The 12,076-nt window shown below is 54.7% G+C and carries 10 protein-coding genes; 6 read left to right on the top strand and 4 right to left on the bottom strand.

Features of this window, described 5'->3' with window-relative positions:
- Both BIS10_RS13750 and BIS10_RS13745 read left to right on the top strand, forming a co-directional pair.
- On the top strand, positions 1–498 hold a 498-nt coding region (locus BIS10_RS13750; RefSeq protein WP_253505993.1), incomplete at its 5' end, for an OmpA family protein.
- 82 nt (positions 499–580) lie between these two features.
- A complete protein-coding gene (locus BIS10_RS13745; protein ID WP_253505991.1) occupies positions 581–1,426 on the top strand; it encodes a 23S rRNA (adenine(2030)-N(6))-methyltransferase RlmJ in 846 nt (281 codons plus the stop codon).
- Between the two features lie 42 nt (positions 1,427–1,468).
- Here BIS10_RS13745 and mnmE read toward each other — a convergent pair whose 3' ends face one another.
- From mnmE to rpmH, 4 genes are all read right to left on the bottom strand, one after another.
- On the bottom strand, positions 1,469–2,839 hold the full coding sequence (gene mnmE / locus BIS10_RS13740) for a tRNA uridine-5-carboxymethylaminomethyl(34) synthesis GTPase MnmE (RefSeq protein WP_253505989.1): 1,371 nt from the start codon (positions 2,837–2,839) through the stop codon (positions 1,469–1,471).
- 119 nt (positions 2,840–2,958) lie between these two features.
- Positions 2,959–4,641 carry a membrane protein insertase YidC gene (yidC, locus tag BIS10_RS13735; RefSeq protein ID WP_253505987.1) on the bottom strand — a complete coding sequence of 561 codons (1,683 nt, stop codon included), beginning with the start codon at positions 4,639–4,641 and terminating at the stop codon, positions 2,959–2,961.
- A 115-nt stretch (positions 4,642–4,756) separates the two neighbouring features.
- Entirely contained in the window at positions 4,757–5,158 is a 402-nt protein-coding gene (rnpA, locus tag BIS10_RS13730; RefSeq protein WP_253505985.1) for a ribonuclease P protein component, read from the bottom strand.
- Positions 5,159–5,171: 13 nt separating this feature from the next.
- Entirely contained in the window at positions 5,172–5,306 is a 135-nt protein-coding gene (gene rpmH, locus BIS10_RS13725; RefSeq protein ID WP_009723348.1) for a 50S ribosomal protein L34, read from the bottom strand.
- A gap of 534 nt (positions 5,307–5,840) precedes the next feature.
- Between rpmH and dnaA the strand changes: the two genes are divergently transcribed.
- The 4 genes from dnaA to gyrB all read left to right on the top strand — a co-directional run.
- On the top strand, positions 5,841–7,310 hold the full coding sequence (gene dnaA, locus BIS10_RS13720; protein ID WP_253505983.1) for a chromosomal replication initiator protein DnaA: 1,470 nt from the start codon (positions 5,841–5,843) through the stop codon (positions 7,308–7,310).
- A 58-nt stretch (positions 7,311–7,368) separates the two neighbouring features.
- Positions 7,369–8,472 (top strand): DNA polymerase III subunit beta, encoded by a 1,104-nt coding sequence (dnaN, locus tag BIS10_RS13715; protein ID WP_228168950.1) that lies wholly within the window; start codon positions 7,369–7,371, stop codon positions 8,470–8,472.
- A gap of 107 nt (positions 8,473–8,579) precedes the next feature.
- Positions 8,580–9,683 carry a DNA replication/repair protein RecF gene (gene recF, locus BIS10_RS13710; protein ID WP_253505981.1) on the top strand — a complete coding sequence of 368 codons (1,104 nt, stop codon included), beginning with the start codon at positions 8,580–8,582 and terminating at the stop codon, positions 9,681–9,683.
- Positions 9,684–9,722: 39 nt separating this feature from the next.
- On the top strand, positions 9,723–12,076 hold a 2,354-nt coding region (gene gyrB, locus BIS10_RS13705), incomplete at its 3' end, for a DNA topoisomerase (ATP-hydrolyzing) subunit B (protein ID WP_253505979.1).

Here is a 12,076-nt window from a genome sequence, read left to right as displayed (position 1 = left end):
CGTCGTGACCGTGCGCTAATTGGCGCCGCAGTAGGCGCGGCTGCCGGCGCGGGTGTGGGTGCCTATATGGACCGTCAAGAGCAGCAGTTGCGTGACAATCTACAAGGCTCGCGTATTGAAATTGACCGCCGTGGCGATGATATTGTGCTTAACATGCCTAGCAGCGTCACGTTCGGGTTTGATTCCGCTGAACTCACAGCTGATGCGCGCAGCGCTCTAAACGAAGTGGCGAATGTCCTCACTCAGTACACCGATACTCGTGTGAACATTGCAGGCCACACGGATAGCACCGGCGATGCCAGCTACAACCAGCGTCTCTCTGAGCGTCGTGCTCAGTCGGTCGGTAGCTACCTGAGCCAGAACGGTGTTTCCTCTATGCGCTTAAACACCATGGGCTACGGTGCTAATCAGCCGGTGGCTAGCAATGCTACCGAGCAGGGCCGCGCGCAGAACCGTCGTGTAGAAATCACCCTGACGCCTACCGGCAACGGCCAGTAATATGCGTTAATCTCGGCATTGCCGTCCAACGCCCGCTATGCTCACATAGCGGGCTTTTTTGTTCAATTGCTAGCGAGCTGCCATGCTGTCGTATCAACACGCCTACCACGCCGGAAACTTTGCCGATGTCCAGAAGCATTTAACGCTTTTTGCGGTGGCTGATTATTTATTACGTAAAAAATCAGCAATTACATATGTTGATAGTCATGCGGGGAGAGGCCTCTATCCGCTAGCCACCAAAGAGACCCAGCGGCTTCAAGAGTATCGGGAAGGCATCGCTCCGCTCTGGCAGGCCCGACAGCAGCTGAGCGACCCGTTGCTTAGCCGTTGGCTTACCGCTTTGAATTCAGCGCAACCCAACGCTGATGTGCTATCTCACTACCCGGGGTCACCCTGGTGGCTTGCTAAGGCGCTACGTGACCATGACCAACTGCGTCTATTTGAACTACACCCGGGTGAGCATGAACATTTGAGTGGCCAGACGCTGCCAAAGCAGGCACGTCGCGTATACGGCGATGGGTTGCAGGGGCTGAAACAGTTGGTGCCGGTGGCGACGCCACGAATGTGCGTGTTAGTAGACCCTAGCTACGAGCGTAAAGCGGAGTATCAAGAGGTTGTCGACGCGGTTGCTTATACCCTGGAAAAAGTGCGCCACGCCGTGTTGATGATTTGGTACCCGCTGCTGCCTGCTGGGCATCACGAAACGTTGCTCAGCGGGCTTGAAGCGAGCGGTATTCGTAAAATTTGGCACAGCGAGCTGCTGCTACGGGCCGCGGGGGAGAGTGTGCACGGGATGTACGGTAGCGGCATGGTGGTCATCAATCCGCCCTGGGGGCTGGATGAGCAGCTTGCTGCAGCGATGTCGCAGGTGACACCGCTGCTGGGGAGCGACAGCCACTACCGCGCCAAATGGCTGGTGGGCGAGTAGTGACGGATAGTCGTGGTGGATGATGTGTTACGAGTGGCTCGGTTACTTGCCAATACAGAAGCTGCCAAAAATTTCGCCAAGCAGATCATCGGCGCTAAATTCGCCGGTGATCTCTCCCAGCGCCTGCTGCGCATCCCTCAGGTCTTCGGCAAGCAGCTCACCTGCACCGTAGCCATCTAGCTGTGCTCGCCCTGTATCAAGTGCCGCCATGGCGCGGTCAAGGGCATCCAAATGGCGGCGGCGGGCGGAGAAGCGGCCCTCTGTCGTTGCAGAGAAGCCCATCACCTCTTTCAAATGCGTTTTCAAACTATCCACACCCTCTCCAGTTTTCGCTGATAGCCGAATAATCGGAGTGGCTGTGGATAATTCAATGCCCGGCGCTTCAGCACTGGCATCGATTTTATTACGCACCAGGGTAAGCCTGCTTTGATCGGGGAGGCGCTCCACGAACTCAGGCCAGATGCTCATCGGGTCGGTAGCCGCTGTGGTAGATGCATCCACCATAAGCAGTACGCGGTCGGCCTTTTCTATCTCTTCCCATGCCCGGGCAACACCGATTTTCTCTACTGCATCGGGCGTATCACGCAGCCCGGCAGTATCGATAATATGCAGCGGCATGCCGTCTAGGTGAATGTACTCCCGCAGTACGTCACGAGTGGTGCCCGCGATGTCTGTCACAATAGCCGTATCCTGCTCGGTCAGCGCGTTCAGTAGGCTCGATTTACCTGCATTGGGGCGTCCTGCAATCACCACGCTCATGCCCTCGCGTAGCAGAGCGCCTTGCCCAGCGGCCTTACGAACAGCAACCAGCGCCTGCTGAACACTCTCTAAGTGCGTGGCGACATGGCCATCGGCGAGAAAGTCGATTTCTTCCTCCGGAAAATCGATGGCAGCTTCAACGTAAACGCGCAGCTCAATCAGCCGTTGGACCAGCGCAGCAACCCGCTGTGAGAACTCGCCCTGAAGCGAGCGCACGGCGTTCTCAGCGGCGGAGCGGGAGGTGGCATCAATAAGGTCGGCAATTGCTTCCGCCTGTGCCAGATCCAGCTTGTCGTTAAGAAACGCCCGTTCAGAGAACTCTCCGGGCCGGGCCAGGCGAGCGCCTAGCTGCAGGCAGCGCTCAAGCAGCATATCCATAATGATGGGGCCGCCGTGGCCTTGCAGCTCCAGCACGTCTTCACCGGTGAAGGAGTGGGGGCCGTTAAACAGTAGCGCTATGCCTTCGTCAATGATGCCTTTAGCGCCTTGAAACGGGCCGTAGTGAGCGTAACGAGGAGCAGGGCAATCACCCAGTATTTCAGTGGCTATCGCGCGGCAAGCGGGGCCTGACACGCGAATAATACCAACGCCGCCACGGCCGGGTGGGGTTGCCAAGGCGGTAATGGTGTCTTGGGTATAGAGTCGATCGGCCATGACGCTTCCTAGTGGCTAATGAGATGAGTGTATCGTGATGGCGCTCATGATGAGCAGGTTAGGCCTAAAACGCCAGACCCCCGCAAAGGCGGGGGTCTGGGAGTAGCAGAGGGGAGCGATTACTTGGTTCGCATCCCTTTGCCGACGCTTGGGTCATTCTCAATACTGCGCGTAATAAAGTACTGCTGCGCCACCGAGATGATGTTGTTGACTACCCAGTAGATGACCAAACCTGCCGGGAACCACAGGAAGAAGAAGGTGAAGATAATCGGCAGCATCTTCATGATCTTCGCCTGCATGGGGTCTGGCGGTGTCGGGTTCAGCATCTGCTGAACAAACATCGAGATACCCATCAGAATCGGTAGGATGAAGTAGGGGTCTTTCACCGAGAGATCCTGGATCCAGAACATGAACGGCGCGTGGCGCAGCTCAACGGATTCCAGCAGCATCCAGTACAGGGCGATAAATACCGGCATCTGTACCAGAATCGGCAAACAGCCACCTAGCGGATTGATCTTCTCTTTCTGGTAGAACTTCATCATCTCTTGAGACATTTTCTGGCGGTCGTCGCCATACATCTCTTTGAGACGCTGCATCTCTGGGCCCAGTTTGCGCATACGCGCCATGGACTTGTAGGCCTTGGCAGACAGCGGGAAGAGCACCAGCTTCACCAGCACGGTAAGCAGAACGATCGACCAGCCCCAGTTACCGACGATGTCGTGGATCTTATCCAGCAGCCAGAACAGCGGGTTGGCAATGAACCAAAGCCAGCCGTAATCCACGGTGAGCTTAAGGTTCGGTGCGACTTGCTCAAGGTAGTCCTGAACCTTCGGACCCATGTAGAGCGTAGCACTCAGCGTAGCTTCGCCATCGGCGGCGACGCTGCTGGTGGGGCCAGCAAAGGCCACTACGTTACGATCACGAGAATCGGTCGTTACGTAGTAGAGGTTTTGCTGGTTTTGTGGCGGTGCCCAAGCGGAGACGAAGTAGTGCTGGATCATCGCAACCCAACCACCCTGCGCTTCGCGGTTCTCGAAGCTACGGCTTTGAATAGTTTCAAAGTCGATCTTCTCGTAACGCGCTTCCGGCGTGGAATAGGCGGCCCCCAGGTAGGAGTTCATCCCCATGGCCACACCGCTAGACGGGTCCGGGCTATTGTCGCGAGCCAGCTGACCAATAAAGCGAGCACTCACCGGCGCATCGGTGTTATTGGCTAGATAGTAGCTCACGTTAACCGCATAGCTGCCGCGATCAAATGTCAGGCGCTTGATGACCTCAACACCGTTCACGTCGGCGGTAAGGTCAACGCTTAGCTGCTCTTCTTCGTCACCCAAGCGGTACTCGTTACGCTCAGGAGTGAAGGCAATGCGGCTTGCTTGGCCATCTAGCTGTAGCCCTGAGCGGGCCACGTAGCTACGCGTGGCGTTATCCGATAGCAGCACGTAATTGCGGTCGGAATCCAGCGTCAGCTTATGCTGCGGCAGGGCAGCGTAGACAATATCGCCACCAAAGGGGTCGATGCGTACGTCAAGTACGTCGGTGGTGACGGCAATAAAGTCGCGGCTGGCGGTGTCGCTTTCAGCATCACCGACGCCTTCGCTGATGGCGTTTTGAGGAGCGGAAGTGCTAGGTACAGAGAGATCATCGCTACCGTTCTCGCTCGCAGGAGCCCCGTTACTGCTTTGGGTTATCTCAGGCGTTGAGTCGTAGGTGGTCTGCCCGTAATCCTGATTCCACTGTACAACCAAAAGGTAGGCAAGCACTGCCAGTGGAATCAGTAATAAAAGTCGTTTTACGTCCATGAGGGTTCTGCCCGATGGGTGGTGAACATGCTAATGGCGCAGTGTCATTTACTCGACCCATGACACACGAAAGCCTGCCAAGCGGCAGGCCGAGGTCGAGCGGCGAGGTATGTCGTCAAGCGTCACGTGTTACGCCATGAGGCGGGGGAGGTGCAGACACCGCCTGTGCGTCGCGCTGAAGTCGTTTCCACATGCCGTGTAGCTGGCGAGTAAGCGTTTCGTTATCGATATCCTGCACGCCGCGCTTCGCCAATATCACGATATCCACAGAGGGTAAGTGATCCTGACGTAGACGAACGGATTCCCGGACGAGTCGCTTGAAGCGGTTACGATCAACAGCGAGCTTCACATTTTTTTTGCTGACCACCAGTCCAATACGGGGATGCCCCCGGGTACTCATGCGCGCTAGCGCCATCATACCTTTGCCATGAACTTTCAGGTCGGCCTGTTCAAACACGTGACTAAAATCCCCGGCATTTAGCAAACGTAAGCACCGGGGAAAGCCTTGTTGCGACACACGCAATCCGAGATCAGGCGCTCAGACGCTTGCGGCCTTTGGCGCGGCGGCGTGCGATAACGGCACGGCCGTTTTTGGTTGCCATACGAGCACGGAAGCCATGCGCGCGCTTGCGCTTGAGAACGCTGGGTTGAAAAGTGCGTTTCATAACTCGTTATTCCCACGTGGTTTAGGACGGAAAGTGAATTCCAAAAGACCCGGTCCAGTGAGGAACTAGCCGGGGAGTTTCAATTCAAGACCGGAAATTGTAGAGACTTCCCGCGCCGGGTGCAATTTTTCCTTGCATAAAAAGAGTGAAAAAGGCAATAGCGCTGCCGCTTCCATCAGGTTTTGATTCAACCAAGGCCACACTACTATTACTAATGAAGTTATTTAAAACCTACTGTTATTAATAGTGGGGATACTATTTGTGGATAAGTGGTTTTAGTATAATTTTATCAACAGGTTAAAATAATAAAAAATCTGTGTATAAGTATCAAATAACCGGCCAATAAACTGTGAATTAGATGTGTTCAACGTAAGACAACTTACTCAAAAATACCCTTGTACCCATTTCATTACCGGGTTTTCCTTAGCCCTCACGCACAGTTGTCCACAGGCAAAAAAGAGCCGCTAGCGCGTGTGGATAACCGCTTCGTTGGGCGCTACAATGGTCGGCCGTTTTCAACCGATGGTGAGATGAGTGTCGCTCGCGCTTTGGCAACAGTGCCTGGACTACCTGCAGGACGAACTGAATTCACAGCAGTTCAACACCTGGATACGTCCGCTGCAGGCAGAAGAAGGAGACACCAATGAGCTACGCTTATTGGCGCCGAATCGCTTTGTGCGCGACTGGGTGAGTGATAAGTACGCTAAGCGTATTAGTGAGCTAATGCGTGAGCTCGCCCCTTCTAAACCTCCCAAGGTCAGCTTAACCGTCGGCAGCCGGCGGGCTGCAGCGGCTGCGCCGCAACCCAGAGAGCTGGGTAATCCGGTCTCGGCCGCACCAGCACAGCCGTCATCCCCCGCCGTTCATACTCCGCCGCGTGGTGATATTGGCGATGAGCGTGAGATTGACCAACTGCGTGAAGAGAATGCCCCTAGCCGTCGTGGCAATGAGCGCCAGGTTCAAGTCGAAGGCAGCTTGAAGCACAGCAGTGGCTTAAACCCTAATTTCACCTTCGATACCTTTGTAGAAGGTAAATCGAACCAACTTGCCCGTGCAGCTTCCCGCCAGGTGTCGGAAAATCCTGGTGGCGCTTATAACCCGCTGTTTTTATACGGTGGTGTTGGCTTGGGTAAAACGCACTTGATGCATGCTGTGGGCAATGCATTGGCAGGCCGTCGTGAAAATGCACGCGTGGTCTACCTGCACTCCGAGCGTTTTGTTGCTGATATGGTGAAGGCGCTGCAGCTTAATGCGATTAACGACTTTAAGCGTTTCTATCGCAGCGTCGATGCCCTGCTGATTGACGATATTCAATTTTTTGCCGGTAAAGAGCGTTCTCAGGAAGAGTTTTTCCACACGTTCAACGCGCTGTTAGAGGGTGGTCAGCAGATGATTCTCACCTCTGACCGCTACCCTAAAGAGATTAGTGGCGTTGAAGAGCGTCTTAAGTCGCGCTTTGGCTGGGGGCTTACCGTGGCGATCGAGCCGCCGGAGCTTGAGACACGAGTGGCGATTTTGATGAAAAAAGCCGATCAAGCAAAAGTGGATTTGCCCCACGATGCGGCTTTCTTTATCGCTCAGAAGATTCGCTCAAACGTGCGTGAGCTGGAAGGCGCGCTGAAAAAAGTCATTGCCGACTCGCACTTTATGGGCAAAACCATTACTCAAGACTTTATCCGCGAGTCGCTGAAAGACCTACTGGCGCTGCAGGATAAGCAGGTGGGGGTGGATAATATTCAGCGCACGGTGGCTGAATATTACAAAATCAAGGTGGCGGATCTGCTCTCTAAGCGGCGCTCCCGTTCGGTAGCGCGCCCGCGACAGGTCGCTATGGCGCTGGCGAAAGAACTAACCAACCATAGCCTGCCTGAGATTGGCGATGCATTTGGTGGCCGCGATCACACCACCGTGCTGCACGCCTGCCGAAAAGTAAAAGCACTGCAGGAAGAGAATGCGGATATCCGTGAGGATTACAAAAACCTCCTTCGTCTGCTAACCAGTTAACCTTTTTCGTTTACGCCTGCCATGGGCAGGCCTTTCAGGATAGAAAACCGGAGTTTCGATGAAATTTACCATTTCCCGAGAGGCGCTGCTTCGCCCGCTGACTCTGGTGGCGGGCGTAGTAGAACGGCGCCAAACGCTGCCTGTGCTCTCTAACGTACTGATTCAAGTTGAAGGCGATCAGGTCGCCCTGACCGGTACGGATCTTGAAGTTGAGCTAGTAGGCCGCACGGTCGCCAGCCAAGTGGACCAAGCGGGCGCTGCTACGGTGCCGGCTAGAAAGCTGATGGATATTTGTAAATCGCTGCCCGATCAGTCCGACATTCAGTTAGCAGTTGAAGAGGGGCGCGCGGTATTACGTAGTGGTCGTTCGCGCTTTACACTTTCTACACTTCCTGTAGCAGAATTTCCTAATATTGAAGATGCCGATGGCAGTCAGGAACTCAGCGTTCCGCGTGGCACGCTTAAGCATTTGATTGAGTCCACCTCCTTTGCCATGGCGCAGCAGGATGTGCGTTATTACCTAAACGGTATGCTGCTGGAAATTCAGAGCAATTTGCTGCGTACGGTCGCGACCGATGGACACCGTTTGGCGATGTGCTCGCGTCCCATTGACGTTGCAGTAAGCCAGTCTCAAAAGCTGATTGTGCCCCGTAAAGGTATCCTAGAGCTCTCTCGCCTGTTGGATGACAGCGATGAACCTGTCAGCCTTACCTTGGGATCAACGCATGTTCGTGCGCATACAGGTGACTTCACGTTTACCTCTAAGCTTATTGACGGCAAATTCCCCGATTATGAGCGCGTAGTGCCGCGCAATGGCGATAAGGTGCTGATTGCTGAGCGTGCAGAGCTGCGTCAGGTGCTGTCGCGCACTGCGATTCTTTCAAATGAGAAGTACCGTGGTGTTCGGCTGTATCTTGAGGAAAATAACCTCAAAGTAATGGCCAACAACCCGGAGCAGGAAGAAGCGGAAGAGAACATTGCCGTGGAGTACAGCGGTAGCGCCATGGAAGTGGGCTTTAACGTTGGCTATCTGGTGGATGTGCTCTCTGTGCTTGATGAAGAGCGCGTACAAATTACCCTAGCCGACCCGAACAGCAGCGCCCTGCTGGAAGAGCCTGGCGGTGGTGATGCGCTGTATGTTGTTATGCCGATGCGCTTATAACCGCATTGGCACTGAATGAAAACGGCGCTTCTACATTGTCAGAAGCGCCGTTTTCGCATTTGGCAACGGATAGCGCGTTTCATGGTCTTACTAGGTGGCATTCGCGGATGAGCGTGACACAACTCACTTTTCACGGACTGCGTAACTTGGCTCCGGTTACGATTCATCCGTCACCACGTATCAATGTTATCTATGGCGTGAACGGTAGCGGTAAGACCAGTCTTCTGGAAGGTATTCATATTCTGGGCATGGGACGCTCTTTTCGTACTCGTCAGCTGAAAAATGCCATTCAGTCAGAGGCGCCGTATATGACGCTGTACGGCCGCTTAGCAGGAGACCCTGAGGTGACGCTGGGGGTAAGGCGAATGCGGGCTCAGCGTGAGCTGGAGCTGCGTTTGCGTGGCGAAAAGGGTGTCCGATTGGCTGAGCTGGTAGAAGCTATGCCGCTCCAGCTTATTAATCCTGATGCTTTTCGTTTGCTGGAAGGGTCACCCGCTGGTCGCCGTGAGTTCTTAGACTGGGGAGTGTTTCACGTGAAACATCACTTCCTAGACGCGTGGCAGCGGACTCGCCGGGCGGTGAAACATCGGAATGCACTCCTTAGGCGTGGTAGAATAGCGGCCAGTGAAATAGCGGTGTGGGAGCAGGAGCTCGCCCATTGGGGAGAGCAGATGGATAGGCTACGCCAAGCATGGTTTAGTGAGTTCTTGCCCGTATTTGATGAAACACTGAAAAAATTGCTGCCGCTGCCCGGGTTAACACTCCGCTATGCCAGAGGCTGGGATAAACAACGCTCGCTGGCAGATGTACTGCACGATAGTCGAGAAACCGACCAGCAGATGGGGTTTACGCAGCAGGGCCCACAGCGCGCCGATTTGCGTATTCGGTTGAACAAGCAGCCCGCAATTGAGGTGCTTTCCAGAGGCCAGCAGAAGCTGGTAGTGAGTGCATTAAAGCTCGCCCAAGGAAGGCTTCTGGAAAGTACCGCACAGCGGCACTGCATTTATTTGATAGATGATTTACCGGCAGAGCTGGACGAGCATCACCGCCGCCAGTTCTGCGCTTTGCTTGAAGAGATGCAGTGCCAAGCATTTATTACCAGCGTCGAGCCCACCGCGCTAAGCGATGTCTGGCAGCCCACTACTGCCGTTGAGTTGTTTCACGTGAAACACTCCGAGCAAGGGTTTAGCCAGTGCCAGCCAGATGGGTAGACGACACGGAACGAGACAGACTTCACGACGGAGTGGTCAATGAGCGAGCAGGCTTACGATTCATCAAGCATCAAGGTGCTCAAAGGGCTAGACGCAGTACGTAAGCGTCCAGGCATGTACATCGGTGATACCGACGACGGCACCGGGCTGCACCACATGGTTTTCGAGTTGGTGGATAACTCCATCGATGAAGCCTTGGCAGGCCACTGTAGCGAAATTCGAGTGGTCATCCACGCGGATGAATCGGTAACCGTGAGCGATAATGGCCGGGGTATTCCGACCGAGCTACACGAAGGCGAGGGCGTCTCTGCTGCCGAAGTTATTATGACGGTGCTCCACGCGGGCGGTAAGTTTGACGATAACTCTTATAAAGTATCGGGCGGCTTGCACGGCGTGGGTGTGTCGGTGGTGAACGCGCTCTCAGAAGAGCTGCGCCTGACGATTTGGCGTCAAGGCGAAGTGTTCGAACAAATGTACCACCATGGCGTGCCGCAAGCGCCGCTAGGCGTGGTAGGTAAAACGGAAAAGAGCGGTACCCGCGTTCACTTTCGTCCGTCACCGGCCACGTTTGCCAATATCGAATTCCACTACGATATTCTGGCGAAACGCCTGCGCGAGCTCTCTTTCCTCAACTCTGGTGTTGCCATTCGCCTGATGGATGAGCGCAGCGGCAAAGAGGAGCTGTTCCATTATGAAGGCGGTCTTAAAGCATTCGTCGACCACCTGAATAAGAACAAGACCGTCCTCAATCCGGTGTTTCACTTTAATGCGGTGCGTGAAGACGGTGTAGAGGTCGAAGTGGCGATGCAGTGGAGCGATGCCTTCACTGAGAACATTTTCTGCTACACCAACAACATTCCTCAGCGGGATGGTGGTACCCACTTAGCAGGTTTCCGCGCTGCGCTGACGCGTACGCTGAATCACTATATTGAAGCCCAGGGCCTGCTGAAAAAAGCCAAAGTGAATACCTCTGGTGATGATGCTCGGGAAGGCTTAACCGCCATTATTTCCGTGAAGGTTCCGGATCCCAAGTTCTCGTCGCAGACCAAAGATAAGCTTGTCTCTTCTGAAGTTAAAACGGCAGTAGAGCAGGAAATGGGTCGTCTGTTTGCAGACTACCTGATAGAAAAGCCCAACGAAGCCAAGTCCATCGTCAATAAGATGCTGGACGCCGCGCGTGCCCGTGAAGCAGCCCGTAAAGCGCGGGATATGACACGCCGTAAAGGGGCGCTGGATATTGCAGGCCTGCCGGGCAAGCTTGCCGACTGCCAAGAGAAAGACCCAAGCCAATCAGAGCTTTACCTGGTGGAGGGCGACTCGGCGGGTGGTAGTGCCAAGCAAGGGCGTGACCGTCGTACCCAGGCCATTTTGCCGCTAAAAGGTAAAATCCTGAACGTCGAAAAAGCGCGCTTCGATAAAATGCTCTCCTCCGCTGAAGTGGGTACGCTGATCACGGCGCTGGGCTGTGGCATTGGTCGGGAAGAGTTTAATCCCGATAAGCTGCGCTACCACTCGGTCATTATCATGACCGACGCCGACGTAGACGGTTCGCACATTCGTACGCTGCTACTGACGTTTTTCTTCCGTCAAATGCCAGAGCTGATTGAGCGTGGGCATATCTTTATTGCCCAGCCGCCGCTTTATAAAATCAAACGTGGTAAGCAAGAGCTCTATCTGAAAGATGAGCAGGCCATGATTGATTACCTGACCACCACCGCGCTGGATGGGGCAGGGCTGCACGTTAATGCGGATGCGCCTGGCATTGCTGGCTCACAGTTGGAAGCGCTGGTGAATCAGTATCGCAACGTGATGAAGCGAATTGACCGTTTGGCGCGGGTTTACCCCATCGAAGTATTGAAGCAGGTAGTACATGCTACCGCGCTACAGGGTGAGCCAAGCTTGAAAGACCGCGTCACCATGGAGAACTGGATTGCCGAGCTGCAGAAAGCCATGGATGACATGGTGGCCTATGAGGGTGGCCCGCGCTATCAGTTCTACCTGCAAGAAGACACCGAGCGTGGCCTGCATCTACCGGCAGTTTCCTTGATCGCCCACGGCGTGACGACGGAGTATGTGTGGGGCCTAGACTTCTTTGAAAGCGCTGATTACCGCGCCATTGCCGGCTTAGGGGAAACCCTCAACGGCTTGCTGGATGAGGGTGCCTACATCGCCCGTGGTGAGCGTCAGAAGCCCGTTGCACATTTCTCCGAAGTGCTAACATGGCTGATGCAAGAAGGGCAGCGTGGCCTCTCTGTGCAGCGCTATAAAGGTCTAGGTGAGATGAACCCAGACCAGCTGTGGGAAACCACCATGGATCCGGATAGCCGTCGTATGCTGCGGGTTACTATTGAAGATGCGGTAGCGGCGGATATGATGTTCAACACCCTGATGGG

The organism is Halomonas sp. 707B3 (assembly GCF_024158645.1).
Lineage (GTDB): Bacteria > Pseudomonadota > Gammaproteobacteria > Pseudomonadales > Halomonadaceae > Vreelandella > Vreelandella lionensis.
This window is presented reverse-complemented; position numbering and strand designations above follow the sequence as displayed.

What these genes read in the sequence shown, in the direction of transcription:
- BIS10_RS13745 (WP_253505991.1), top strand. Translation starts at nt 581, where the DNA reads ATGCTGTCGTATCAACACGCCTACCACGCCGGAAACTTTGCCGATGTC.
- mnmE (WP_253505989.1), bottom strand. Translation starts at nt 2,839, where the DNA reads ATGGCCGATCGACTCTATACCCAAGACACCATTACCGCCTTGGCAACC.
- yidC (WP_253505987.1), bottom strand. Translation starts at nt 4,641, where the DNA reads ATGGACGTAAAACGACTTTTATTACTGATTCCACTGGCAGTGCTTGCC.
- rpmH (WP_009723348.1), bottom strand. Translation starts at nt 5,306, where the DNA reads ATGAAACGCACTTTTCAACCCAGCGTTCTCAAGCGCAAGCGCGCGCAT.
- dnaN (WP_228168950.1), top strand. Translation starts at nt 7,369, where the DNA reads ATGAAATTTACCATTTCCCGAGAGGCGCTGCTTCGCCCGCTGACTCTG.
- recF (WP_253505981.1), top strand. Translation starts at nt 8,580, where the DNA reads ATGAGCGTGACACAACTCACTTTTCACGGACTGCGTAACTTGGCTCCG.